The sequence below is a fragment of the Lyngbya sp. CCAP 1446/10 genome, assembly GCF_026130175.1.
Classification (GTDB): domain Bacteria; phylum Cyanobacteriota; class Cyanobacteriia; order Cyanobacteriales; family Microcoleaceae; genus Microcoleus.
Genome location: NZ_JAIGNI010000004.1, coordinates 133,378 through 159,096 on the forward strand (window position 1 = coordinate 133,378; position 25,719 = coordinate 159,096).

The window sequence follows — 25,719 nt, forward strand, 5'->3', positions numbered from 1 at the left end:
TGAGTGTTGATACACAGCAGCACAGATTCAAAGCATCTTAGGGTTGAACAAGGCGGCATTGCAGAAAGCGATCGCCAAACTGCAAAACATCTACAATATCGAGCTTAAAGCCCTACGCAGAGGGAGTGCCAGAGCTACGGAATACTCCCAGATGGCTTTAGGGACTTGCGTAGAAATAAAATCCCAGCCATGCAATTGTATGAGACTTGCGTAGAAATAAAATCCCAGCCATGCAATTGTATTGTCGAAGGAGTAGCCAAAGGATTGGTATAGTATTAAGCTGCAAGCCCCTTAGGTCATTAAACTCGGCGCCTGATCGCTCGCTGCTTACAACACGCGAGCGGGGACGCTCCCACTCGGATATAATTCCGAGATAACCGGATTAAATTCAACCTAAGAGCCAGCATTTGCCAATTCTTCTCGCAGCATTTTCTGGTAGACTTTGGGCAAACTAGAACTCATAGAATTGTTCTCAATTCCATATCCCAAACTCGTCCAAGTTCCCGAAAGCATCCGCAAAACATCAGTTAATCTTTCCTGCCGCAACATCTCAGGAATATCAGCTTTCCAAAATTTGCGATCGCTCAACCAAGCATAAACCACAGCATCCTGATCTTCCGGTTCAAAACTGTAATCTGCCCAGAATAAAAAATCAGCGCGACGGGCGTGATAACGCTTCGCCTTATCATTCCAAGTCGTAGTCAAAAATTGATATCTGCCCGCCGCCGTAGTACACTTACCCCGATTCGGGCCGTTAACAATTCTCACGCACCAGTCAGGATGACGGCTCAAATCTAATATATATTTTCCGCCGTAAACAACGTGATAAGGCCGAGAAACATTTGACTCGCTAGCAGAAATAGTACGCATCAAAGCTCGAATATAAGGATCGCCCGTTTTCATAGCTAGCGGTGGCGATTTGCTAACCCGACTCGCCGCAGACGAAAACTGCTGATTTCCTCGCAAATTGGCAACCAAAAAAACAGCGCCGCCAATCACAGCGCCGATTAAAAGTAGAAATCCGAGGATTTGAATTTCGGCTCGCCTCAGCAAAGTTTTTTGGCGGCGGCGCAATTTCTTTATTTCAAATGCAGTCATTTCCATTTCGGTGATTTCGGCTAATTTTTGAGTCGCCCGCATCCGGCGTACTCGAAAATCGTGTTGATATAGCGGCGCGGCTAATAGCGTTAAACTCGATAAAGCCCCCGCCAATTTTACCAGCCAGAAATCTAATTCACCGGCGATCGCAATATTTGTGAGAGTAGAGATTCCTGTGAGTAACTTAGCTGGATCGATCGATCGCGCGGGCCAATAAAAAAGAGCAATTTGCACCAGTAGCGACAGATTAAATGCCAAAAAAATCACTACAACAGCATTCAATCCTTCTCGAAAGTGCGATCGAACTCCAGTATGCCGCCGCTTGAACTTGCGCGCAACTCGAAAGCGGCTCGGCAGCATACTGAGTAAGGGATTGATGATTTTAACGACTAAAAAATGGGCGACAAAGAACAAAGGTAACTGAATTAGCCAAGCCGCCAGGAACAGAGTTAGAAAGCCGATATCGTCGCTGGCGAAAGGAATCCCGCTGCGAAGGACGAAACTAAAACTCTGGGCGAGAGCAAATGCCCTTAACCACGAAATCGGATAGGGCAACCAAGCTGGCCACTTGAGAATTTTCATGCTGAGAGAGGGAAATTTCAATGGCGGATTGTCAAACTCTTAAGATTTTGCCAGATTTGGCGATCGAAAAATTGCGATCGGGTGCGGAGCCTCCAAATTTCGACTTAAATCAAATAGTTTTTTGTCTAACGCACACCGTCAACGACTGATTGCTTGTACATTCTAACTTTTAGAGCTAAGCTTCAATAAATATCTAACTTAAGGTAGATGGCTCAATGGTTAATAAGTTATTAAGCAAAGTAACGATCGCTGTGGGGCTGTCGCTGCCACTGTTAGCGTTGACAGCACCTAGCGTTTTCGCTCGCACGGTCAGAGTTGCCGTGATCAACAACAGCGGCAAGACGATGACAGCCGTTTATATGTCTGCTCCCAGTAAGGATACGTGGGGAGAAAACGAGCTAGCTGAGCCCATTGCCGATCGGGAAAAGGCAGATTTTGCGTGGAATCAAGGTGACTACGAAGGCGTGGATGCGGGCTGTATTTTTGATGTCAGAGCCGAATACTCGGATGGCCAATCCACAGAGTTGGATGCTGTTAACCTTTGTAAAGAACCAGCGCTCAACTTCAGATAGTTCATAATTTAGTAGACAAAAATCGGGTTTTTTCAAGTCCGATATTCATCAAAAAGATTTTGGACTTTGGAAAAACCCGATTGATGCGATTTTATCGGTTAAAAAAACGGTTTCTTTGTTAGCTACCAGGGGCTAAAGAAACCGAGTTTTTTACCTAAACTGCTGGCTGAAACCCGTCTTTTCGTAAAAAAACTGCTGGTTGAGCGTAGCCGAAACCCGGTTTCTGGACACCTGTGCGCCAGCCCTAATTCAATCAAACTACACTAGCAAACAACTCCTCAAAACTCTTTTGCGGGGCCTCCGGCTTCGCCACAATTTCCACAACCTTGTTGCGAGAAGCCGGCTGAAACAGCGCCTCCACGCAGACTTCAGCTACTTTAGTGCGGGGAATGCTGCTTTCAAACATTGTGTCTGCGCCCGTCATGACGATCGCATCTGAATTATCCTCATTTTTGAGACCGCCCGGACGGACAATGGTATAAGTCAAGCCGCTTTTCTGCAAATACTCCTCGGCTTGCTTCTTCCAAACCAGAATCAGCCAAAACAGATTCAACGGGTGAAAAAACTGAGAAACGCACAGAGAAGTCACCAGCACAAAATGCTCAATTCCCTTAGCCTTAGCTGTCTCCACCAAATTTTTAGTCCCCTCAAAATCCACCTTGTAAGGCGCTGTGGGGTCAAAACCAGGGGCTGCCCCTGTCGCGCACAGCAACACCGTACTATCGCCGATCGCATCGCCCAGAGAAGTCGCATTTAATACATCCCCAGTCACTAACTCTACCTCCGGTGGTAAAATTTGTCTAGCTGTCTCTAGATTTCGGACTAAAGCACGCACGGGAATGCCCCGCTTGACTAATTCTGTGACAATTCGGCGGCCCGTCTGGCCTGTGGCTCCTGCTACAAATGCTTTCATAAGTCAAGTTATGCTGTTCTAGGGTAAGTTTTTTTGCTATCTATTTCTCAATTGTAGGGAGGAAACTCCCTTACCACATCCCCAACCCGATCGATTGGCGCGTATTACAGGAGAGCATACGATGAAGCTGGATTCCGCTGAATATCAAACTGTTGAAGCTACTGACGAAAATTGCTACCCAGATGCGAGTTTTGGGCAGCCCGAAAGTGGAGCTGCGGATGCAACAGATGAAGTGGAGCCGATTTGGTTTCACACGCATTTTGAAGACAGCATGGAGATGTACGCCGATGCTGCTACGGTGGCTGAGCATTTGAACAATCACAAGAGTTGGTTTTGCCAGTGCGCTTTGCCGATGACGGCCCAGGCGATCGGCGAAAACGGCTATGATTTGTTAATCGGGCGTTTTGGGGCTTTCGGCTACCGAGTCGAAGCGAGAATTGGTTTAGAATTGCTGCCACCTGACGCTGAGGGCTGCTATTTGATTAAGACAATCCCGGTTCCGAATTATACCTCGCCCGGATATGAGGTGGATTTTCGATCGGCAATGAAGCTAGTGGAGATACCCTCTGACGAGTTTGCTGCCGATTGGCCTGCGTCAGAGCGTGCTCAGCTACCGCCTGCGATTACCAGTGCTACGTGGAAGCTGGATTTAGCTGTAGGGGTTTGCTTTCCTAAGTTTATTCGATCGATGTCTCAACCTCTGATTGAAAAAACCGGCGATGCCCTTTTGGAAAAAATCATCAAACAAGTCAACCGTCGCTTGACTTATAAAACTCAGCTACTTTTTCACGAAAGTTTGAACATTCCTTTTCCGAAAAATCCTAAGAAACACTAACAAAACTTCCGCCTCAACTCACATTTGTAGGGTGCGCACTGCGCACCTTACCCCTCGAAGTAATTCCTTAGACATAGATAGCAACTTGGCTAAAGTTTGATTTTAGGGTTGAACTAGGTCTAACTCTACAAATGGAGCAGCCACTCTCCCGAACCAAACCTTTTCTAATAACAGTTGTTCAATTGCTTTTCCACGATAAATAAATTTTCCTCTCGGCTCCAAATCTTTTTGATAGCTGAAACGAAATTGATATTTCCCTGGTTTGAGTTCGTCACAAACCCAAACACTACCATCTCCAAAATCTATGGTTAGCCCTGTATAATTACCCTTGTACAAGAGGATAGTATCTGGAAATAAGGTAACAGTTTCTCCTGGCATGGCTAAAATAAAATCCGATGCCGATGGTAATCTAAGTACATTGCTGTTTCTACCCCACTCTCTTATTTTGCCATCCGGTTCCAGAAGTTATGGAATTAATGTTGTATATCCACTGAAGTGAAGAGGGTTCGGAGTACCGTTGGTAATTCTCATCCCTAACTCTACAAAGGTATAACCATCCGAATTAGGTTTTTTACCAAAGCACAGGGGATTTAAGCCCCAGCCTAAAAACTTCGCTGTCAACTGTCAACTGTCAACTGTCAACTGTTAAGCAGCAAGTGTTTCAGATCACAAGGCCGGTCGATCGCCCTCACTACCAAAAAACCTAAAAATATGTCAAATTAAGTAAGGGGTTATCAAATAACTCATGCCATATCCGTAGAAAGTTATGACAACAAAACTAAGAGCTACAGACACAGAAAAAATGGAGATAGACTTGCAACAGTTGAGAGCAGACCAAGAACTGATTCTCAACCAAGTAGACAATGCGATCGCTCTGTTCGACTCGTCTGACAGCTTAGTTTTGTTTAACCAAAAATTAGCAGGAACCTGGGGACTGTCCCCAGAATGGCTCGCTACACAGCCTAAGTGCGACTTGCTGTTTGCCGAAATTGTCGATCGCGGTTACTTGTCGCTTCAGCAGTGGGAACAGTTTCAGGAAGCACTGCAAAAATCTCAGGATGAAAGTTTATCATTTTATTTCGAGCAATCGAATGCTATTTGTTTGGAGGTGTGCGCCACAATTACCAACAGTGGCGGGCGGCTGTTTACCTTTCGAGACGTTACAATATACCAAAAATCCCAAGCTAGCTTGAATGCAGAAGTCAGGCGGCTGACATTTCTGTTAGGTTTAACCGAACGCCTGCAAAACTCTCACAGTTTGCAAGAAATAGGTCAGTTTGCTCTTACCTATCTGGTAGAGGCAACGAATGCTGCTTTCGGAGACGTAAAAGTGATTAGCGGCAAGGGAAACGACAGACAAGCGGCGGCGATTTCCAACCAAGTTTCTAGTCAATTTCTGGCTAGTTACGGCGAACCAGTCGCCGCCGGAATGCAAAAATTGCTCGACAAAGGCATTCCCTACGGCACCGGTTTGCTGTGGGAAGTGGTGGCAACCGGTAAACCTTTGTTGGTCGATGATTATGCCCAACATCCCAAGGCTGTGCCACAATTTCGGCATCCGGGAATCGGACAACTGGGCATTTTTCCGATCGCATCTACCGACGGCACAATCATCGGAGTGCTGACGCTGGAGTCGCGCAACGTCAAAAAACTGCAAGCTTCCCTCCACCAAGAAGTGCTGGAGGCTGCTTGTCGCACGCTGGGGGCGGCAATCGAGCGGGCTCAAACACAAGAAAACCTCCGCCAAGTTAACGAACAATTAGAGTATTCTTCTCAGTTAAAATCCGAGTTTTTAGCCTCGATGTCCCACGAATTGCGGACGCCTCTCAATAGCATTCTCGGCTTTTCTGACTTGCTGCTGCGCCAAAGATCCGGCCAGTTGAGCGATCGACAAATCAACTATGTAGAACTGATCGAAAAAAGCGGTCAGCACTTGTTGCAGCTAATCAACGATATTCTCGATCTTTCTAAAATTGAAGCAGGGAAAGTAGAACTAAATTTACAGCCGGTGCGCGTTCACGAACTCGCCACCGACTGTCTGAAAATGATTCAGCCGCGCGCAGACAAAAAGCGGATCGCTTTGTCTTTAGAACTCGATTACCGCATTACTAAAGTTTTGCTCGACGAGCGGCGAGTCAGACAAATTGTGATTAATTTACTTTCTAATGCTATCAAGTTTACCCCGGAACGGGGACAAGTTAAACTCAGCGGGCGTCTGGCCTACGGCAGCGAAATGAGCGACGATTACCGCCCTGATTGTTCTCCTGTAAATGCCAGCACTCCTTACTTTTGTCTTGAGGTGAAAGACTCCGGTATCGGCATTCCTCAAGACCGCTGGCACTTGCTATTTCGACCTTTTCAACAGGTGGATTCTTCCCTGACTAGGCGGCACGAAGGTACAGGTTTGGGTTTGGCCTTGACTAAGCGTCTGGCGGAATTGCACGGGGGAACTGTTTCTTTTCAATCTGTTTGCGATCGCGGCAGTCTGTTCCGCGTTTGGCTGCCTTTGACGGAGATGCGTCAAGAGTTGGGAACTTTTGCCAATTGTGCCTTGGATTCCAAGTTAGTCCCTGCTTCTGCGATCGCATTACCAATTGGTAGCAAGCGGATTTTGGTGGTGGAAGACCAGCCTTTTAACCAAATGTTAATTTCGGAGGTGATGGAATTGGAGGGGTTCGGGGTAGAGATTCTCGCGGATGGGAAGGCGATGGTCGATCGCATCCTTGCCGCCTCTACTGCGCCGGAGTTGCTGCCGGATTTGATTTTGATGGATATTCAGTTGCCGGATGTTGATGGCTTTGAGTTGATGCGCAGAGTTAAGGCAGATCCTGTCTGGGAGTCGGTACCGATGATTGCGGTGACGGCGATGGCGATGGCTGGCGATCGCGATCGATGTTTGGAAGCTGGCGCTTCGGCTTATTTGAGCAAGCCGCTGGATCTGAATTTGGCGATCGCCACAGTCCGTTCTTTTCTCAACTAACAATAATTATTTGCAGTTCCAGCAATGCGATTTATTACAAGTTATAACAAGAAAGGTTAGACTCAATAGTAGATAAATATCTATAGGACTTGCGTACACTTGCCTCCGAAACCCGGTTCCTAAGAAAAATATCGAATTTAATAACCAGAAATACACGAATCAACCAGGTTTCGAGCATCTACACGCGCCAGTCCACAGCTAAATTCAAAACCTATCATATTCCATGTCAAACAAGTCGCCCTGCATCATGTTGGTTGATGACGAGCCAGCTAATCTGATTTTATTGGAAGAGTTATTGCAAATGAAAGGATACGCCACAGTATCGGCGCGATCGGGCGATGAAGCCCTTTCCCTCGCCCGCGCATCTCAACCCGATTTAATTTTACTGGATATCATGATGCCGGAGATGGACGGTTTTGATGTGTGCGATCGCCTGCGGAATGATACGGCTTTGCAAACAGTACCAGTGATTTTTTTGACGGCTCTTGATGACGATTCCTCTCGCCTTAGAGGGTTGGAAATGATGGCCGATGATTATTTAACAAAGCCTTTTAACAGTCGCTTGTTGCTGGCGAAAGTTGAAAATATTTTGCAGTTGAGCAAAATGCGATCGCAAGCTGTATCTTCTCAATTCAACCAGCAGGTAAAAGAGCAAAGCAAACGCCAAATTGCTGCCGCTTGGGAGGCTAATGAGTATCTTTCTGAAAAATTTCAGCTATTTGTGCCGGAGCAGCTTCTCGAACGAATTGCGCCCCAAGGAATAGAATCGATTCAGTTGGGCAATGTCACAGAAGAAGAGCTGACTATTTTATTTTGCGACATTCGCGGGTTTACGGCGATCGCAGAATCCCAAGAAGCACGCGAGACTTTTGAATGGCTGAATGCTTTTTTTACTAAAATGAACGATTGCATAACATTTCACGGCGGGTTTATTGACAAATACCTAGGCGATGCTATCATGGCAGTATTTGACCAGCCGAATTCTCACGCAGTAAATGCGATCGAAGCCGCAGTAGCAATGCAAGAAAGTTTGCAGGAATTTAATGCCCAGCGCCACAAATACAATTTAAAATATCCCGTCAATATCGGTACGGGAATTAACACAGGTATCGGCATGATTGGCACTTTGGGTTCCGATCGCCGGATGGACTCTACAGTCATCGGCGACGTGGTAAATACAGCTTCTCGGTTAGAAAATTTAACCAAAATATACGGCTGCCAAATTATTGTTAGCGAAAATGCGATCGTTCATGCGAGAGAATTTCTAACTAACACAAGTCCAAACTCAACAGAAAATCTATTATTAAAGTGCGACTTGGAAGCGGAAAAACCAAAGAGGATGATTTCTACTTCTCACGCAACAGCAGCCGACAGCCATTCGCCAACCAACAATTATTACTATCGCTGGATCGATCGAGTAACCCCGCGCGGCAAACAGCAAGCCATTGAAATCTACGAAATCTGGCCCGCCTCCAGTCCCGACTCTGAAGCAAAACAGCTTACCCAGGTTTTATTTGACAAAGGAATTCAAGGATGGCAATCCGAAAGATTTGTCGCCGCCTTGGGATATTTTCAGCAACTAATCGAACAAAACCCTGCGGATACAGTCGTCAGTTTTTATATAACCCGCTGCCAGGAAAAACTAGGTCTTATACCTGCAAGTAGCAGCTCAGAAATGAGATAAATATAATCGGTTCGTAGTGAAAAATTGAGTCCTATATTGAAAGTGCAAGTAAGGACTCAATTCCTCACTACAAACCTATGAGAATATTTTAATTAGAGTTCACATCAAACAGTCGTCAAAACTTGCTCTCTCAACTTCCCAATCAACTCATTAACCCCCCCAGAATTCAAACGATAACTCAAAGGATGACCGATTAAATAAGCCGAACTTTGAAACAAAACATCAATTTCCACCAAACCATTTTCCCGCAAAGTTTTGCCAGTAGAAATTAAATCCACAATCGCCTCCGACATACCCGTAATCGGCCCCAACTCCACAGAACCGTAAAGCGGCACAATTTCCACCGGCAAATTCAAATTATGAAAATATTCTCTCGCACAGTTTACGAACTTAGAAGCAACTCTACCGTGAGGAGGCAAATCCACACTTCGCCGATAGGGACTAGATTCCTTCACCGCCACCGATAGCCGACACTTACCAAAATTTAAATCAACTAAATTAGCAACTTTCGGTTTTTTTTCCCGCAATACATCATAACCCGCAATTCCCAAATCAGCTTGACCATATTCTACATAAACCGGCACGTCGTGCGTTCTTACCAGCAAAGCTTTTGCAGTTCCGGTAGGGTCATAAATTTGAAGTTGACGGTTAGAGGAATCGAGAAAAGCACTGAAGTCTAATCCAACCGATTTAAACAGCCGAATGCTATCTCCTAACAGTCCGCCTTTGGGAAGTGCAACAGTAATCATGTCAATTTTTAGAGTGTAAATTGCTCAATTTGGGAAGGGGGCGATCGCGGCACAAGCAGAAACAGCTTTTACCAAACCCAGAATAGCACATAGAGTTCACAGCGGAAAATAAATTTCGGGTATTGCTCGATCCTTTGTTTGGGTATATATTATATTTAGTCAGTTTTTTCAAGGGCGGTCACTATGGAAAACAATCAAGAGTTTGAGAGTCAAGAATTTGACGGAGAATTTCACAGTGTAGACCCGGATTCCCTGAAAATTACAGTAGATGAAATCCTCTCAGGCGGCGGTGTAGAGGCCGAGGAAATGCACTATACAGTGGTCGTACCTACCGCTAACGATGTCAAACTCGACCGACACAGATCATTCAATGCCAAATCAGGTGTGTTCGGTACAGCCCCCCGATCGCCGTTTGCAGAAAAACGCGGAACGCTGGGAGGCTGTTAATTTGACATGCTTGCAGAGGCTGGTGCAGAGAACTGGGCGATCCTCTTCGTTGGCGTAGCCCCCGTAGGGGATCGCCATTGTGTGTCACGCATCTAACAGTGTATTCAACTCTAAAACTTAAAATTTAACGGGCGATCGCCAATAGCTGACAGCTAAATTATGACTGAATTGACACTTGTTATTGGTAACAAAAATTATTCTTCTTGGTCGCTGCGTGCTTGGCTGGCGATGAAACAAGCTGGACTGGAATTTGCCGAAGTGAGAATCCCCCTAGATAGCCCGACAACCCACGAGGAAATTCGACGCTATTCTCCTTCGGGAAAAGTGCCTGTTTTAATTGACGGCGATCTGAAAGTGTGGGAATCTTTAGCAATCTGCGAATACGTAGCCGATCGCTTTGCGAATGATTTGTGGCCGGCCGATGTAGCCCAAAGGGCGATCGCCCGTTCCATCTGCGCCGAGATACACGCAGGATTCCAAAATCTGCGCGAAAATATGCCGATGGACTGCCGCAACCGCTATCCAGGTGAAGGGATCACTCCCGGTGTCGAAGCAGAGATCGATCGCATCTTTGCCATTTGGCGCGAATGCCGCCAAAAATTCGGCACAGGCGGCGATATGCTGTTCGGAAAATTCACAGTTGTTGACGCTATGTTTGCCCCCGTTGTCCTGCGTTTTGTCACCTACGGAGTCAAATTAGATTCATCAACAAAAGCTTATACTGATGCGATTTTGTCACTGCCGGCAATCCAGGAATGGGTAGCAGCAGCTTGCAGCGAATCGGAAAATTTTGCACATTTTAAGGTGTAGTAAAAATTAGTTCAATTAACCTAAAATCTCAAATCTCAAATCAGGATGCGGATTCTTTTAGTTGATGATGAAGTTGAGTTTACTGACCCCTTGAGTCGAGTTTTAAGCCGCGAAGGTTATACCGTTGATGTGGCATTTGACGGCGCAAATGGCAGCAATTTAGCAATGCAGGGAAATTACGATTTGCTAATTTTGGATTGGATGTTGCCGAGACAAACCGGATTGGCAATTTGTCAGAATTTGCGATCGCAAGGACGGAATACACCAGTCCTATTTCTGACCGCCAAAGACACTATAGACGATCGCGTACAAGGACTCGACGCAGGCGCAGACGACTATCTAGTCAAACCATTTGAACTGCGAGAGCTCCTAGCCAGAGTGCGCGCCTTGCTACGTCGCCCTCCAACTTTTGACGCCGAAGTGGCTGTCGGGCGGCTGCAAGTCGCAGATTTACAGCTAGACTACGACAATCAAATAGCCTATCGGGGCGATCGGACAATTGACCTATCAGAAAAAGAATGTCAATTATTAGAATACCTAATGCGGCATCCCGGTCAATTACTAACACACGAACAAATCCACCAATACTTGTGGAGTGAAGCAGAAAAACCCAGCAGCAACGTATTAGCAGCTCAAATTCGCCTGCTGCGGCGCAAAATAGAAGCACCGGGTGAATCCGTCCTAATTCACACAGTCTACGGCAGAGGCTATCGCTTTGGAGAAGATAGGACGGCGGTTGAAACCGCGTCTTCTCAAACTAAGTCCGCCTCTGCGGACTGAACAAAACAACCTAATTTTAACCTTCCACTATTCAACCCGCTTTTCTAAGCTTTTGTCTGTATAGACGCGCTTTAAACCGCCGAGTCTTCTTGACAAACCAAAGTAATTACTGTCACCTCCGGCGGACAAAATAGCCTCCCCGGCGCATAAGTCCCCAAACCGCGATTCACATACAACAAATTACTCCCAACCCGATGCAAACCGCTAGCCCATTCCCAATGAGTAACTACTCGATCGAAAGCCGAGAGAAAAGGAATGAACTTTCGGATTGCTGGAGGAATCAAATAACCAATCTTTCTCACCCAAGCATACAAAGGCCCGATCCCAGGAATCACAATTTGACCGCCGTGAGTGTGCCCAGAAAACTGCAAATCAATCCGCCACTTTTGCAGATTTTCAGCAGTATCAGGATTGTGAGACAACACAATCCGAGGAATCGCCGGATTGATTGATATCATTACAGGTGTAGGCGCAAAATCGCCAGACCAAAAATCTGCAAACCCAACTAAAGCCAATTCAGACCCCAAAGGATAAATAGCTTCATTGTACAAAACCCGAATACCTGCATTATTCAAAGCATTAGCAACCTTAATTTTTGCCCCTGGGTAATAGTGATCATGATTGCCTAAAACAGCGTAAATTCCCACCCGACTCTGCAAGTTTTTCAAGCGCTGCACTAAGTCATAAATAGGTGCGGGATCGTAGGTAATAAAATCTCCGGTTAAAAAAATTAAGTCTGGTTCCGCTTCATTAGCCGCTGCAATCGCCTCTTCTAGCAACCATTCCGACAGCCGCTTCCCGTCATAATGAAAATCAGTAAGCTGTACAATTTTAGTACCCGATAGATTTTCTGGAAGATTTGCGATCGGTATTGTTAAACAGTCTACCCGCAGTTTCCCAGTTAATAACCTGTGCATAAATCTAAGGTTTATTGACAGAGCGCAATTTATAGCTTAGCAAATAAACAGGCAAGACTGCAAAACTAAATATTTTTCCCTCTTCATTAAAAATAAGGGTGATGTTTGGAGCGTTGCTTAAATGCACAACAGCTTAGGGCGGACAGAATATAATTAACGACTAATAACTAAGTAGGTAGGTACCAATAAATTCGTCTACGGGGATGGCTGCCGCTTTTTCTCCAGATACTGCTGGTGGTAATCTTCTGCTAGATAAAAATCACCAGCGGGTAGGATTTCAGTGGTAATATTTTTGTCGTATTTACTGGAGATTTGTAATTTGTGTTTAGACTCACGAGCCGCTTTTTCTTGCTCCGAATTGTGATAGAAAATAACAGATCTGTACTGTTCGCCTCTGTCGGGGCCTTGGCGATTGATTTGGGTAGGATCGTGACAATTCCAGAATACATCTAGCAATGCTTCGTAACTCACTTGCGATCGCTCGTATTCTACCAACACTGCCTCAGCGTGACCGGTGATGCGGGCGCAAACATCCAGGTAGCAGGGATTTGGCCAATGACCTCCTGTGTAGCCCGCAGCAGTCGAGACGACACCCGCAACGGCGCGAAACTTGTCTTCGACTCCCCAAAAACAACCGGCGGCAAATGTGGCTTTTTCCATTGTGTTAAGAAGAAGGAAGAGTTGACAGTTGACAGTTGACAGTTGACAGTTGATCGAAGGAAGAAGGAAGAAGGAAGAAGGAAGAAGGAAGAAGGAAGAATAGAATTGGAACAAGGAAGAAGGCTTTAGTTATCTAGCGCAATGAAGCCACAAGACATATACAGCAAGCTTTTTAGCGATCACTATTTTATGTTTAATTAATTAAGTAAGTTGATTTACTTAGTTATCTGATTGCGATCGAACTTGGTACTCTAATTATACTTGACAGATTCCCATTAGTGTGCATTCCCAAACTAATCGCGGCTGTACGTAGTTTAGCAAATATTGGCGGGCTTTTTCTAAGGGCTCTAAGGGCGATCGGCTAATCCGCCCTGCCAAAAATTGCTGCCAGTAACAATGCTGTAAATAATCGATTAACCACAACTGAGATTCAGTATCTAAAGTTTTATCAATTTCCTTGGCTAACTCTAAAGCCGATCGCAGATTTTGAGGTAACTGCTTCACTTTTTGCAGGAAATCATCGGGTATTGATTGCAGTTGCTGCCAAATAGCAATTGCTTCCCCAGGACTTCCCTGCGCCATCCCCATTACTTCGGGATGGGATAAAATCTCGGCGAATCCTGCTTGCTGCAAAACTTGTGCCATTGCTTCGGGATTCAGTCGAGAAAACTGGATTTTTTGACAGCGGGAAATCAATGTTGGCAGCAAAGCTTCCACAGTTGGAGCAATTAAAATTAGCGCTGCTTTTCCCGGTTCTTCTAATGTTTTTAATAAGCCGTTGGCTGCTCCTTCACCCATTGTTTCTGCTTGTTCCAAAACTACGACTGAACGCCCAGCTTCTAGGGGCGGTCTGCTTAGAAATTCACCGATTTCTCGAACTTGTTCTAGGCGAATTTGAGGCGGTGCTTTTCGCTTTAAGCCTGCTTCTTCTGCTTCTTTTGTGGAAAGCCGTTTGCCTTGGTTCATGTAGGTTGGTTCTACCCAGAGTAAGTCTGGATGATTTCGCTGTCGCACGCGATTTTGTACGGATTCTGTCGATCGCCTTTCGGGAAGATTGGCTGAGAATAAAAGCTCGATGAAACACTGGGCGGCTAAGCTTTTGCCGATACCGTTAGAGCCTACAAATAAGTAACCGGGAGCAATTCGGTTGCGATCGACTGCTTGGGTTAGTAATTCTACGGCTCGATTTTGTCCGATTAATGATGTGAAATAATCCATGTGACAGTTGATAGTTGACAGTTGATAGTTGACAGTTGATAGTTGATAGTTGATAGTTGATAGTTGATAGTTGATAGTTGATAGTTGATAGTTGATAGTTGATAGTTGATAGTTGATAGTTGATAGTTGATAGTTGATAGTTGATAGTTGATAGTTGATAGTTGACAGCCCCCTGACGCACCCTATGGTTAGTTAGGTAGGAACTTAGAAATCGGTTTTTTTATCGAGATTGGGGATTTTTAGCAAAAAGTTTGGTAAAAAACCCGGTTTCTGGCTACGTATGTCAGCTTACTTTTCAGCATTGGGATTATTTGAATATCCCCAAGCTTCTAACTTGCGAGTTACGATAGCTTGAATTTCCTGGGCGATTGCATCTTCAGGGCGATCGGCATTGATCCGGACAATTCGAGATTTATTTGACTCGGCTAATTCTGTAAAACCTTGCTGTACGCGCTTGTGAAACTGCAAATCAGCTTGCTCGATGCGATCGCGCTCTCCCCTAGCCTTTACCCTCGCCAAACCCGCCTCCACGTTAATATCCAGCCACAAAGTCAGATCGCTTTCCAAGCCGCCGGTGGCAATAGCATTCAACTGTTTGATTAAATTTAAGTTAAGATTGCGACCGTAGCCCTGATAAGCAATCGTCGAGTCTGTAAAACGATCGCATAAAACAATCGTTCCCTTCGATAACTCAGGTTTGAGACAAGTTTCGACGTGCTGAGCGCGATCGGCAGCATACATCAATAATTCTGCCATCTCGGATACAAATTCTTCCGGATCTTGTTTTAATAGCAAATGTCGCAGTCCCTTTCCCAACTCCGTACCCCCCGGTTCGCGAGTAACCACCAACCGGACTTTCTGAAAGTAACTTGCTCGCAGCAAATGTATCAATCGCTGCATTTGCGTAGTTTTACCCGCACCTTCAACCCCCTCAAACACGATAAGTTTGCCCTTCATTGCCCTAACTTTCCATCTAAATAAAATAAATCCATATTGTTCTGTTCATCTCTTCTAGGTTCGGTATGATAATAAAATCTAAATGCCTCACCGCTGGAGTTTTCTATGGCTCGCTATACTGGGTTTTTTATCGTTGCCGTTCCCATCGACCGTCTCCGTCAGTCCCTGATTGAAATTTTAGAGTCATGCAATCTTGACATTATCTACAATACAGGAGATTCGCTCATGGCTCGCGAAATTCCCGGTCAAGTTTCGATTCCCAAACTTGTCACCGCCGAAGTCCTAATTGAGAAAAACACGGCTAGCGACTCAGAGGTTCGGATGAACTTCGTGATTAAAAACGAGGAATTGCCCTTGCAAACCAACAACCACTGCCGTCAAATGTTCGAGCTAGTCAGTCATTCAATTATGAATAACAATAATTGGCGACTCTTGGAAAGTATGGCACTGTAGCCATCAGCCATTAGTCATTAGTCATCAGTCATTGGTCATTAGTTCCTAGCTAATCACCAATAACTGATGACTTTTATGTGGAAGGCCTAAATTTAAGCTCGAAAGTTCCGACGACGCAGCAGCAAAGAATTTGTAACTACGCTAACAGAACTAAACGCCATAAATGCACCTGCCGCCGCCGGACTGAGTAGGATTCCAGTTGCAGGCAGTAAGAGACCGGCCGCAACCGGAATTCCCAGAGTATTGTAAGCAAAAGCCCAGAACAAATTTTGGCGAATCTTATTAAAAGTAGCGCGCCCAAGGTCGATCGACTCAACAACATCCATCAAAGCATTTCGCATCAACACAATTTGAGCAGTCTCAACCGCCACATCAGTGCCACAGTGCAAACCGATACCAACATCAGCTTGAGCCAAAGCCGGCGCATCATTGATACCATCTCCCACCACAGCCACTTTACAGCCTTGGGCTTGCAAACTGGCGATCGCCCTGGCCTTCCCATCCGGCCGCACTTCGGCCAAAACATCAGCCGCCGTCAAACCTAGCTGCTGCGCCACCACCGCCGCAGCCGACGCAGTATCCCCCGTCAGCATGATCACCCGCAATCCCATTTCCCGGAGGCGATCGACCGTCGCCTTAGCATCCAGCCTCAGAGTATCTTTTAGCCCGATTACCCCCAGCAAAACGCCCCCAGAAGCCACGTAAACTGCCGTTTTGCCCTGCAAAGACTCCGACAATTGCGTCGCCACAACGACCCCCTGCTCGCTCATCCACGCGGCATTCCCAGCGAACACCCGCCGGCCATCCACCAAAGCAGAAACCCCAAATCCCGGTTCCGTGTAGAAATCCTCAGCAGGTAGCAGCGGCAAAGCTTGTTTTTGAGATTCCAGTAAAATCGCGGCGGCGATGGGATGACAAGCGCCTCTTTCCACCGCCGCCACAATTTGCAGCAGTTTTGAGTCAATTGTGGAACAGGCATCTTGTCTGTTTCCAGAAACATCATCAATTGCGGAAATTGTGGAAATTGTGGAAATTGTGGAACAGGCATCTTGACTATTTCCGACATTAATATCCGAGTTAAAATCCAAATCAGAATTCACAAAAATCGGCAAATAATCAGTGAGTGTGAGATTGCCGGTTGTGAGAGTCCCAGTTTTGTCAAAAACCACCGTATCTAATTGATGTACCCGTTCCAAAACATCACCGCCGCGAATCAAAAGCCCGCGTTCCGCCCCGATGCCAGAACCGACTAAAATTGCAGTTGGGGTAGCCAGTCCCAAAGCGCAAGGACAAGCAATAACTAAAACTGCGATCGCCAATTTCAAACTTAACAGCAAAGAAGATTGATAATGAATCATGGGTAATTGATTTCCCAGATTGATTGCGCCGTGTTCCATATTCATCGCCCCTTGTCCTAAAAGCACAGAAGGCCAAATATGAGTGCCGGCAAAATACCAAAATAGGAAAGTTAAAGCCGATATCGCCATTACGCCATACACAAAATATCCGGCGACAGTATCAGCTAAATTTTGAATTGGTGCTTTGCGAGTTTGGGCTGCTTGCACTAAAGCCACCATTTGGGCTACAGTTGTTTCTTGACCGGTGCGAGTTGCCCGCATCACAACTGCCCCGGATTTATTGATAGTTCCCGCCGCGACTGTATCTCCTGGTTGCTTGAAAACTGGCATCGATTCGCCAGTCAGCATCGACTCATCTACAGTTGTTTTGCCTTCGCAGACTTCGCCGTCTACGGGAATTTTTTCGCCTGGCAAAACTTGCAGCCATTCTCCGACTCGGACGCGATCGGCTGGAATTTCAATGTATTGTGGATTGTGGAGTTGAGATGTCGAGTTTACAGGCAATTCTTGAGAGCCCAAATCTAAAATTGGGAGTTTAAAATCAACTAAGCGGGCTGTCGCGGGTTGTAGTGCGATCAAAGCTTGTAAAGCTGATGCAGCGCGCCGTCTGGCTTGCTGTTCGAGAGTTTTGCCCAACAAAATAAAGCCCAGCAGCATCACTGGTTCGTCAAAAAAGCACTCCCATCCCATGCGTGGAAACAGCAGCGCCGCGTTGCTAGCGGTGTAAGCTGTGACTGCGCCTAAAGCTACTAAAGTATTCATGTTGGGTGCGTTTCGCCACAAACTGCGGCACCCGTCAACGATAATCGGGCCGCCAGGTAGCAGCAATGCGAGGGTGGCGAGTCCCCAGTGAAACCAAATGTTGCTGAGAATTGGGGCTTTGGTGCCGAGTACGTGACCTAAACCGGATAGAATAATTAGGATTAGGGCGATCGACAATTGATTGATTTGCTGTCGAATTTCTTGCCGCCGTCGTTCAATTATCGCCGCTTCCGCTTCCCGCTGATTTCCACCTAAGCGAGACTGGGAGGGAAATCCATTATCAGTCAATTTTTTTGCTAAAGCTTCTGCATCGACAGCCCCCGGTTGACACTCAACCGTTGCGACTTCTACGGCTAAGTTAACGCAAGCTGAAATTACGCCTGAATGCTGCATGAGTTGGCGTTCAACTGCTTTGGCGCAGCCCGCACATTTCATCCCGCTGACATCGAAAGTAACAAGTTCTGGCGGCGGTGATTCTTTAACTGGGATGATTTCGGGTTGAATTTCGGGGATTGCTTTGGGGACAAATTGCATGGTTTTTTTTGGTATTGATTAGAATATTTTGGTGTTTCGGAAATTGTTTAATGCAAAAATGAAATAAATGTATCCATTTTGATAATAGATAGTTTCTCCGGCATCTACCGAAAGTGTTAGTTTTTTTTAATTTTTCTCCCAATTCTGAAGATTAGATGGCGGTTGAAACCGCGCCTACACAGACAAAACCCGCCTTCGCGGGTTGAAGATTAGACGGTTATTGTCTTCAGTCCGCGGAGGCGGACATGGTTTGTATAGACGCGGTTTCAACCGTACGTCTTATATTAGTTAGTATCGATCTTTTACTTGACGAATTTAGCTATGACAGAATCACAGAAATTTTATATTGTCAAACGTCCTGCTGGCAATTGCGAGATTTTACCCATCGCCCAAATCGAACAGCAAAGCCCCACTATTATAGAACAGTGGGGCCCTTATGATTCTGCTGAAGATGCGATCGCCCGACGCATCGGATTAATTCGTGCCCGAAAATGTCAACCGCAATAAATCAGATTCCATAAACCGTTCGATTGTTCGGACTTTAGTCCTTCAAAACTTGGAAATGACTGAAGTCCGAACGATCAAACTTGCTACTTAGATTTAGAAGGTGTCGGACTCGGTTTGGCCTGCGCCGCAGTCGGTTTAGGTGACGCAGCCTTCGGTTTCGACTCAGCCTTATCGTTCCCGGTTTTACCAGTAACTTGCTTTGTCAAAACTTCCAAAGCTTTCGCGTACTGCGGATCTGCCGTCGTAGCAATTTTATCGCGATCGCGCCGCAACTCCTGTTTTTGAGCATCAGTGAGTTCAACCACAAAATCCGGTTTAATTCCCATGTGATTGATATCGGTGCCATTGGGAGTAAAATACTTGGCAATTGTCACCGCCAAACCGGAACCATTTCCCACGCCGCGTACTGACTGAACTAAACCCTTACCAAAGGTTTTAGTTCCCACCAAAACCGCGCGCTTGTTGTCTTGCAAAGCACCGGATAGAATCTCGCTAGCACTTGCTGAACCGCCGTCTACGAGTACAACTAAGGGTTTGTCGGTGATCTCTCCCTTGTTTGCAGTTTGTTTGTCTGCTTCACCGACGCGATCAACCGTTGAGACGATCGTACCTTCTTTGAGCCACATCCGAGCAATTTCAATACTGCCGTAGAGCAAGCCGCCGGGATTTGAGCGCAAGTCTAGGATGTAGCCCGTCACCTTTTTCTGTTCCAAATCCTTAATTGCCGATCGCATTTCCGATGCAGCATTGGCGCTAAACTGATTTAAGCGAATATAGCCGATTTCGCCGATCGGGCTTTTCTGCACCGACTTCCGCACGGGATGAATTTCAATTTTCGCGCGTTTCAGCTTAAATTGTAATTCCTTGGTATCCCGCAAAATAGTCAGCGTCACCTCAGTATTCGCCTGGCCGCGAATCAAACTTACCGCTTGATTCGTATCCATGCCTTCCGTGCTCTTGCCGTCAATCTTAGTAATGATATCTTTTGCTAGAATACCAGCAGTAAAAGCCGGAGTATCCTCAATGGGAGAAATCACCACCAACTTCTTAGTTTTCTCATCTTGAGTTAATTGAATCCCGACTCCAATCAACTCCCCAGAAGTTTCAACCTGCATATTTTTGAACTCTTCAGGGTTCATAAACCGCGTGTAAGGATCATCAAGCTTCTTCAGCATTTCGCGAATTGCCTTATAAGCTTCCTCATCGCTGGTATAAGTCCGGTTCAAATAATCATTTCGCACCGCTTTCCAGTCAACCTGGTTAAAAGTGCCATCAACATAACTTTTGTCAATAATCTGCCAAACTTCATCAACCAACTCTTTAGGACTTCCCCGAAAAGAAGCCAGAGATTTAGAACTGCAACCAGTGTTGACAAGAGTTACAGCAGTGAGTGCAACTGCTGTAGCACTTAGAATAAGGCCTCGTTTTGTTATAACCATTTGTCTGACGCGCCGGAGCAAAAGATTTCAGAATAATCACGCCCAATCTAACACAGGCAAGGCTTGGTCGGATTTTGGATACATATTTATTCAACTTTGCCAAGTTGTATTCCCGAAGCCGAGGCTGCCGCGCCTGAATGCGGACGCGGGTGTAGGGGATGGATTTGCAAATGCCTAGAATCCTTTGTATATCTGCTGCACAAGTCTCGATCCCCTAAATCCCCCTTAAGAAGGGGGACTTTGAGAAGACTTTCTTGTCCCCCCCTCTTCTTAAAGGGGGCTAGGGGGACTTTGATCGCTCTTGTCCCCCCCTTCTTAAGGGGGGCTAGGGGGGATCTGGCCTCGGATAAAAGCGAGATTTTTCAACGGTTTCAGGCGATTGTTGACACCAATGGCTTTGAGCATCGCCCCAAACCCCAAAACTAAATCCAGTAAAACTTACTCAGGTTCAACCCAGCGATCGTCCGACTTAATCAAATCAATCAATTCTGCCACACCCTGAGACTCAGGAACCTTCTTAATCTCATCCCGGCCACGGTACAGAGAAATATAACCCGGTTGCTTCCCGACATAGCCGTAGTCAGCATCAGCCATTTCTCCAGGCCCATTGACAATACAGCCCATAACTGCAATATCCAAACCAGTGAGATGCTTCGTCGCCTCCCTCACTTTGTGGAGCACATCCTCCAGATTAAACAAAGTGCGGCCGCAGGAAGGACAAGCCACATACTCAACCATCGTTTTCCGCAATCCCAAAGCTTGCAGAATGCTGTAACAGACAGGAATCTCCTTTTCCGGCGCCTCTGTCAGCGAGACGCGAATCGTGTCGCCGATACCGTCAGCCAACAGCGGGGCGATACCAGCCGTGGATTTAATGCGGCCGTATTCGCCATCCCCAGCTTCCGTAACGCCCAAATGCAGCGGGTAATCCATCCCCAATTCGTCCATCCGGTACGCCATCAAGCGGTAAGCAGCCACCATCACCGGCGCGCGGGAAGCTTTCAGGGAAATCACGATGTTGCGGAAGTCGAGGGATTCGCAAATTTTGATAAATTCCAGGGCCGATTCCACCATACCTTCGGGGGTGTCGCCGTAGGTAAACAGCATCCGTTCGGCGAGGGAACCGTGATTAACGCCGATTCGCAAAGCTTTACCTTGATCGCGCAGGGAAATCACCAGAGGTTCGAGGGTTTCGCGGATTTTTTCGCCAATTTCCGCGAATTCCGCATCAGTGTATTCAGTTCTGTCAGCTTTCGGCTTCTCGAACACGTAAAGTCCCGGATTGATTCTCACTTTGTCTACGTGTTTGGCGACTTCGAGGGCAATTTTCATCCCGTTGTGGTGGACATCAGCAACCAGGGGCACGGTTTGGTAGGTTTCTTGCAATTTTTGCTTAATTTCGGCTAAAGCTTTAGCGTGGGCCATGCTGGGCACGGTAACGCGGACGATTTCGCAGCCAATCTCGTGCAATCGCCGAATTCCTGCGACTGATCCGTCGATGTCGAGGGTGTCTTCGTTAATCATCGATTGTACGACGACTGGGTTGCCTCCGCCGATCGTGATGCTGCCGACTTTGACGGGACGGGTTTTGCGGCGTTTGATGCTGGTGTCGAAAATTGGTTGGCTGGATGCGGTTTTAGTTGGATTCGGCAGAGTTTGCATAGTTGATTGGTAGAGTTTTGTTACGAAGGTCTATAAAATTGTGTCTGCTGTTTTTTAGGTTGCCATAGAAAGGGTCTGTTTGGACAAACAGGTTGATCGAACTAAAAGCCAACCATCACCGGGAAGGCGAACTGAAGTTGAATCCGTGCAACTAAACCCAACCTACAAAATACAGTTAAGATACAGGCTAGGCTGAGATAAACCTTGATATTGGTTGGCGGTGAGGGGAATGGTTTGGACACCGGGGCAGCGGTTAAATGGCGATCGGTATATCATTGAAGGCAAGTTAGGTGAGGGCGGCTTTGGGGTCACGTACCTAGCGCAGAAGGCGCAAAACAGGCAGCGGGTTGTCATCAAAACGCTGAAAGATGAATTATTGAGCGATCGAAATTTTGCCTGGTATCGGGACAAATTCCGGGATGAGGCGCTACTGCTATCTTTGTGCAAACATCCCAATATTGTGCAAATAGACAACTATTTCATTGATGGTGATTTGCCCTGTATTGCAATGGAATATGTGGCAGGAGAAGATTTGTGGAAATTGGTAGAAAAGCGCGGTATTCTGTGGGAAACCGAAGCTTTAAACTACATCCGCAAAGTGGGAGAAGCCGTAATAGTAGTTCACGAAAAAGGTTTGCTACATCGGGATATCAAGCCACAAAACATTATGGTACGCGACAATTTTGATGCAGTTTTGATTGACTTTGGTTTGGCACGGGGATTTATTCCAGATCGCACTCAGCAAATGACTGTTGGATTAACACCTGGTTTTGCGCCTCCCGAACAGTACGGGGAAATGGGCAGATTTGCTGAGTACACAGATGTTTATGCTCTGGCGGCAACGCTATACTATATGCTAACGAGAACACCACCAACTGCTGCATTTATGAGGGCTTTAAATCATCCTTTAAAGCCGCCGTTTAAAATTAATCCTAATATTAGCGATGCGGTGCATCGAGCAATTCTTAAAGGGATGGAAATGGATGAGACAAAGCGCCCTCAGTCGGTGGAAAAATGGTTGGCTATACTTCCACAAGCCACCATTGGCAATTGGGGACAAAGAGGGGGTGTTTTGCCAACGATTCCTAGCCCACAGCCAGCGCCACAACCTGTAAATTTAATTTCAGCAAAAGGAGTTGATTATCGTCAACTCGATCGGCTGTTGGCTAGCGGAAAATGGAAAGAGGCGGATGAGGAAACTGCGAATAAGATGCTGGAGGTAGCGGGGAGAACAGAGGAAGGCTGGCTGAGAAGTGAAGATATCGATCGATTTCCCTGTGCAGACTTGCGAACTATTGACCAACTTTGGGTAAAATACAGTAATGGACGTTTCGGCTTTTCGGTACAGAAACGCATCTATGAAAGTCTGGGGGGAACTGGGAAAGATGATGAGAAAATTTGGAAAGCTTTTGGCGATCGGGTAGGTTGGCGCGTGAATAAAGAATGGTTGTACTACAACGATTTAAAATTTAACACCAAAGCACAAGAGGGGCACCTCCCAAGAATGGGTTTGAGTGTGGGGGGGAGGTTTGGACTGTTGCGGATTAGGGTGGGGTACTCTTCTCTCGCGTCGAGACTTGTAGAGTGTAACATCTAAGGGTTACAGGGTTTCGTGAAGATTTATGACAGAGGCTTAAACCACGAAACTGCGCCACTTCTAGGTTTCCGATACCGGGCACTGGCCGGACTCAAATAAAAGGCTACCAGCGACACTAATTGTTAACATAATGTTTGATGTCGAATGAACTTTCAAATTATCGGAAACATTACTAATATTCAAACAATAGCAGTTGGCAACTCAATTCGGGAAGTAGAACGTTTGCAGAAAAATTATGGCAATGGACGTTGGAGAAAACTCAAAGGAATTGCAACAATTATCCTGACTGATGGTACAGCCTGCGAAGCTGAGTTACATTGGTACGAAGCACACGGCATTGGGAAAAAAGAAATCAAAATCAAATATATTTTATAGGAGGAGGCATGAATCCCCATAACTTAGAAACACAATTTGTAGTTTGCATTAACAATCAAGACTATCAAGCATCCTTGGAAGTGCGAAAAATTTATCGAATCATACCCGATAATCGCGCTGCGGAACATCAATATATCCGAGTTATTGATGAATCAGGAGAAGATTATTTGTATCCAGTCTCATATTTCGTGCCGATAGAATTGCCGAAAGCCGTAGAAGCAGTATTTGCATAGACAAAGGTTATGTAAGGGCGGATTCACGAACATCTATGTCGATGAATAGCAATTTAAATAAACCCACCCCCGCCCAATATTGTGTTACAATAAATAAACCTGAGTGTTAACATCGCAAATGTATGACAGCCAAAATACACATCAGCAAATTAGGTAATTCCTTGGCTTTGCCAATACCAGACTACATAGTAAAGTTTTTCAACCTTAAAGCCGAAGATTCAGTAATTTGCAGCATAGAAAATGGGAAACTGGTCATAGAGCCTGTAAATAATAAAATATCAAAGTATACCCTAGATGAATTATTGGCAGGCGAAATAGAATCTAGCGAAGAAGTCTCTTGGGGAAAACCAGAAGGAGAGGAAGTTTGGTAAACTATATCCCCGAACGAGGTCATTTTATTCGCCTCAATTTTGACCCTCAAGCAGGACACGAACAAATGGGGACTAGGCCTGCACTGGTGGTGAGTCAAACTAAATTTAACCGAAAAATGGGGTTTGTGTTCGTCTGTCCCATTAGCAACACACAACGCAAAAATCCGTTTTATGTTCCCATTCCAGAAGGTGAAGCGATAACAGGTGTAATTATGACGGATCAACTGCGTTCTCTAGATTATCGCGCAAGGCAGGCAAGTTTTCTTAGTGAATGTCCAGAAAATATAATTGAGGAAGTCTTGAGGCGAATTCAACCTATTTTGTTTGAGAATGTGACTGTTGATTAATAGTTAATCAACAGTAAATAGGTCAGAATTAGATTTTCGGTGCTCATTGAGAATTACCACACTGACGCACCCTACCGCTTGAGATTGCTTCACATTCGATCGCACGCCATGACATACAAAATCGCAGCTACCAGAAATGATATCATGTGACACTAAGGTTCGTACTAAATAGAGTCATGGAAGTCCACAAGCGTGAAATTCAAACCTATGAAACCTTAGAGGGAAAAATCCCTTTTGAAGACTGGCTTGATGCTTTGCGCGATCGCGAAGGGAAAGCTAAAATAAAAGGTAGACTTCAGCGGGTTGCTCTTGGTAATTTAGGAGACTGTAAAGCAGTAGGAGAGGGTGTTTCCGAGTTAAAGATTGACTGCGGCCCCGGCTACCGGGTTTATTTTGCAGAAAGAGACTCAACTATTATACTCCTCCTTTGCGGTGGAGATAAAAGTACCCAAGATCGAGATATTCGCAAAGCCAAAGAATACTGGATAGAATTCAGGAGTAGAGACGATGCCTAAAACGCACAGTTACCATGATTATCTGATTAACTCCCTTCAAGATATTGAAGAAACTGCTGCTTATATTCAAGCAATTTTAGAAGAAAAAGCACCGGAACCTGAACTGTTACTGACGGTACTCAGAGATGTACTTAAAGCTCAAAGTCAAGTCTCTATCATAGCTGAAGACGATTTACAAAATTGGGCTCAACTTCAAGAATTGCTGAAAGCATCAGGGGGAGAAGAGATTTACCGATTTATTGGTTTGCTGAAGGCTTTAGGATTAAAGACAGAGATTGCAGCTAGTCAAGGTAAAACACCAGAAGTATCAATAAATTCTCGTGAAGTAGGGTGCGTCAGCTAGGGAGAAGGATTTGGCGTTTTG

The 25,719-nt window shown here is 45.7% G+C and carries 28 protein-coding genes; 17 read left to right on the top strand and 11 right to left on the bottom strand.

Going from position 1 to position 25,719, the window contains the following annotated elements; genetic code table 11:
- Positions 1-393 precede the first annotated feature (393 nt).
- Positions 394-1,680: a glycoside hydrolase family protein gene (locus K4039_RS29740; protein ID WP_321161509.1), complete on the bottom strand. Its 1,287-nt coding sequence runs from the start codon at positions 1,678-1,680 to the stop codon at positions 394-396.
- Positions 1,681-1,700: 20 nt separating this feature from the next.
- Here K4039_RS29740 and K4039_RS03300 point away from each other — a divergent pair, with 20 nt between their 5' ends.
- Together K4039_RS03300 and K4039_RS03305 are read left to right on the top strand one after the other, a co-directional pair.
- Complete coding sequence (locus tag K4039_RS03300; protein WP_265233695.1) at positions 1,701-1,829, top strand: hypothetical protein; 129 nt, start codon at positions 1,701-1,703, stop codon at positions 1,827-1,829.
- A 66-nt stretch (positions 1,830-1,895) separates the two neighbouring features.
- On the top strand, positions 1,896-2,252 hold the full coding sequence (locus tag K4039_RS03305; RefSeq protein WP_265233696.1) for a hypothetical protein: 357 nt from the start codon (positions 1,896-1,898) through the stop codon (positions 2,250-2,252).
- Positions 2,253-2,505: 253 nt separating this feature from the next.
- Here K4039_RS03305 and K4039_RS03310 read toward each other — a convergent pair whose 3' ends face one another.
- Positions 2,506-3,165, bottom strand: coding sequence for an NAD(P)H-binding protein (locus tag K4039_RS03310; protein ID WP_265233697.1), 660 nt, complete (start codon positions 3,163-3,165; stop codon positions 2,506-2,508).
- Between the two features lie 121 nt (positions 3,166-3,286).
- Between K4039_RS03310 and K4039_RS03315 the strand changes: the two genes are divergently transcribed.
- Positions 3,287-4,000 (top strand): DUF1997 domain-containing protein, encoded by a 714-nt coding sequence (locus tag K4039_RS03315; protein ID WP_265233698.1) that lies wholly within the window; start codon positions 3,287-3,289, stop codon positions 3,998-4,000.
- Between the two features lie 102 nt (positions 4,001-4,102).
- On the opposite strand, the gene K4039_RS03320 is transcribed toward K4039_RS03315, so the two are convergent.
- Positions 4,103-4,378, bottom strand: a complete 276-nt coding sequence (locus K4039_RS03320; RefSeq protein WP_265233699.1) for a hypothetical protein — start codon at positions 4,376-4,378, stop codon at positions 4,103-4,105.
- Positions 4,379-4,766: 388 nt separating this feature from the next.
- Between K4039_RS03320 and K4039_RS03325 the strand changes: the two genes are divergently transcribed.
- Positions 4,767-6,980, top strand: a complete 2,214-nt coding sequence (locus K4039_RS03325; RefSeq protein WP_265233700.1) for an ATP-binding protein — start codon at positions 4,767-4,769, stop codon at positions 6,978-6,980.
- Positions 6,981-7,203: 223 nt separating this feature from the next.
- Positions 7,204-8,664 carry a response regulator gene (locus tag K4039_RS03330; RefSeq protein WP_265233701.1) on the top strand — a complete coding sequence of 487 codons (1,461 nt, stop codon included), beginning with the start codon at positions 7,204-7,206 and terminating at the stop codon, positions 8,662-8,664.
- A 104-nt stretch (positions 8,665-8,768) separates the two neighbouring features.
- Here K4039_RS03330 and hisG read toward each other — a convergent pair whose 3' ends face one another.
- Complete coding sequence (hisG, locus tag K4039_RS03335; protein WP_265233702.1) at positions 8,769-9,413, bottom strand: ATP phosphoribosyltransferase; 645 nt, start codon at positions 9,411-9,413, stop codon at positions 8,769-8,771.
- A gap of 183 nt (positions 9,414-9,596) precedes the next feature.
- Here hisG and K4039_RS03340 point away from each other — a divergent pair, with 183 nt between their 5' ends.
- The 3 genes from K4039_RS03340 to rppA all read left to right on the top strand — a co-directional run bounded on the left by K4039_RS03340 (position 9,597) and on the right by rppA (position 11,450).
- Positions 9,597-9,860 (top strand): hypothetical protein, encoded by a 264-nt coding sequence (locus K4039_RS03340; RefSeq protein ID WP_265233704.1) that lies wholly within the window; start codon positions 9,597-9,599, stop codon positions 9,858-9,860.
- A gap of 159 nt (positions 9,861-10,019) precedes the next feature.
- Positions 10,020-10,670 carry a glutathione S-transferase family protein gene (locus tag K4039_RS03345; RefSeq protein ID WP_265233705.1) on the top strand — a complete coding sequence of 217 codons (651 nt, stop codon included), beginning with the start codon at positions 10,020-10,022 and terminating at the stop codon, positions 10,668-10,670.
- Between the two features lie 45 nt (positions 10,671-10,715).
- Positions 10,716-11,450, top strand: a complete 735-nt coding sequence (rppA, locus tag K4039_RS03350) for a two-component system response regulator RppA (protein ID WP_265233706.1) — start codon at positions 10,716-10,718, stop codon at positions 11,448-11,450.
- Between the two features lie 71 nt (positions 11,451-11,521).
- On the opposite strand, the gene K4039_RS03355 is transcribed toward rppA, so the two are convergent.
- The 4 genes from K4039_RS03355 to tmk form a co-directional block, all read right to left on the bottom strand.
- Positions 11,522-12,367 carry a metallophosphoesterase gene (locus tag K4039_RS03355; RefSeq protein WP_265233707.1) on the bottom strand — a complete coding sequence of 282 codons (846 nt, stop codon included), beginning with the start codon at positions 12,365-12,367 and terminating at the stop codon, positions 11,522-11,524.
- Between the two features lie 195 nt (positions 12,368-12,562).
- Positions 12,563-13,027 carry a peptide-methionine (S)-S-oxide reductase MsrA gene (gene msrA, locus K4039_RS03360; protein WP_265233709.1) on the bottom strand — a complete coding sequence of 155 codons (465 nt, stop codon included), beginning with the start codon at positions 13,025-13,027 and terminating at the stop codon, positions 12,563-12,565.
- Between the two features lie 255 nt (positions 13,028-13,282).
- Positions 13,283-14,245, bottom strand: coding sequence for a DNA polymerase III subunit delta' (locus K4039_RS03365; RefSeq protein WP_265233710.1), 963 nt, complete (start codon positions 14,243-14,245; stop codon positions 13,283-13,285).
- A gap of 288 nt (positions 14,246-14,533) precedes the next feature.
- On the bottom strand, positions 14,534-15,202 hold the full coding sequence (gene tmk / locus K4039_RS03370; RefSeq protein WP_265233711.1) for a dTMP kinase: 669 nt from the start codon (positions 15,200-15,202) through the stop codon (positions 14,534-14,536).
- A gap of 105 nt (positions 15,203-15,307) precedes the next feature.
- On the opposite strand from tmk, the gene K4039_RS03375 reads away from it, so the two are divergent.
- Positions 15,308-15,655: a hypothetical protein gene (locus K4039_RS03375; protein WP_265233712.1), complete on the top strand. Its 348-nt coding sequence runs from the start codon at positions 15,308-15,310 to the stop codon at positions 15,653-15,655.
- A gap of 92 nt (positions 15,656-15,747) precedes the next feature.
- Here the strand turns inward: K4039_RS03375 and K4039_RS03380 are convergent, their stop codons facing one another.
- The gene (locus tag K4039_RS03380; RefSeq protein ID WP_265233713.1) at positions 15,748-18,309 is read right to left on the bottom strand and encodes a cation-translocating P-type ATPase; all 2,562 of its coding nucleotides are present in this window, start codon (positions 18,307-18,309) and stop codon (positions 15,748-15,750) included.
- Positions 18,310-18,630: 321 nt separating this feature from the next.
- On the opposite strand from K4039_RS03380, the gene K4039_RS03385 reads away from it, so the two are divergent.
- Complete coding sequence (locus K4039_RS03385; RefSeq protein ID WP_265233714.1) at positions 18,631-18,816, top strand: DDE transposase family protein; 186 nt, start codon at positions 18,631-18,633, stop codon at positions 18,814-18,816.
- An 83-nt stretch (positions 18,817-18,899) separates the two neighbouring features.
- Here K4039_RS03385 and ctpC read toward each other — a convergent pair whose 3' ends face one another.
- Together ctpC and ispG are read right to left on the bottom strand one after the other, a co-directional pair.
- A complete protein-coding gene (gene ctpC / locus K4039_RS03390; protein ID WP_265233715.1) occupies positions 18,900-20,255 on the bottom strand; it encodes a carboxyl-terminal processing protease CtpC in 1,356 nt (451 codons plus the stop codon).
- Positions 20,256-20,693: 438 nt separating this feature from the next.
- The gene (ispG, locus tag K4039_RS03395) at positions 20,694-21,917 is read right to left on the bottom strand and encodes a (E)-4-hydroxy-3-methylbut-2-enyl-diphosphate synthase (protein ID WP_265233716.1); all 1,224 of its coding nucleotides are present in this window, start codon (positions 21,915-21,917) and stop codon (positions 20,694-20,696) included.
- A gap of 229 nt (positions 21,918-22,146) precedes the next feature.
- Between ispG and K4039_RS03400 the strand changes: the two genes are divergently transcribed.
- From K4039_RS03400 to K4039_RS03430, 7 genes are all read left to right on the top strand, one after another.
- A complete protein-coding gene (locus K4039_RS03400; RefSeq protein ID WP_265233717.1) occupies positions 22,147-23,514 on the top strand; it encodes a serine/threonine-protein kinase in 1,368 nt (455 codons plus the stop codon).
- A 144-nt stretch (positions 23,515-23,658) separates the two neighbouring features.
- Positions 23,659-23,889 carry a hypothetical protein gene (locus tag K4039_RS03405; RefSeq protein WP_265233720.1) on the top strand — a complete coding sequence of 77 codons (231 nt, stop codon included), beginning with the start codon at positions 23,659-23,661 and terminating at the stop codon, positions 23,887-23,889.
- A gap of 8 nt (positions 23,890-23,897) precedes the next feature.
- Positions 23,898-24,122: a hypothetical protein gene (locus K4039_RS03410; RefSeq protein WP_265233721.1), complete on the top strand. Its 225-nt coding sequence runs from the start codon at positions 23,898-23,900 to the stop codon at positions 24,120-24,122.
- 122 nt (positions 24,123-24,244) lie between these two features.
- A complete protein-coding gene (locus K4039_RS03415) occupies positions 24,245-24,493 on the top strand; it encodes an AbrB/MazE/SpoVT family DNA-binding domain-containing protein (RefSeq protein ID WP_265233722.1) in 249 nt (82 codons plus the stop codon).
- A complete protein-coding gene (locus tag K4039_RS03420; RefSeq protein WP_265233723.1) occupies positions 24,487-24,840 on the top strand; it encodes a type II toxin-antitoxin system PemK/MazF family toxin in 354 nt (117 codons plus the stop codon). The genes K4039_RS03415 and K4039_RS03420 overlap by 7 nt, the downstream gene beginning before the upstream one ends.
- Positions 24,841-25,016: 176 nt before the next feature.
- A complete protein-coding gene (locus tag K4039_RS03425; RefSeq protein ID WP_265233724.1) occupies positions 25,017-25,355 on the top strand; it encodes a type II toxin-antitoxin system RelE/ParE family toxin in 339 nt (112 codons plus the stop codon).
- The gene (locus K4039_RS03430; protein WP_265233725.1) at positions 25,348-25,698 is read left to right on the top strand and encodes a DNA-binding protein; all 351 of its coding nucleotides are present in this window, start codon (positions 25,348-25,350) and stop codon (positions 25,696-25,698) included. The genes K4039_RS03425 and K4039_RS03430 overlap by 8 nt, the downstream gene beginning before the upstream one ends.
- The last annotated feature ends 21 nt before the right edge of the window (positions 25,699-25,719 follow it).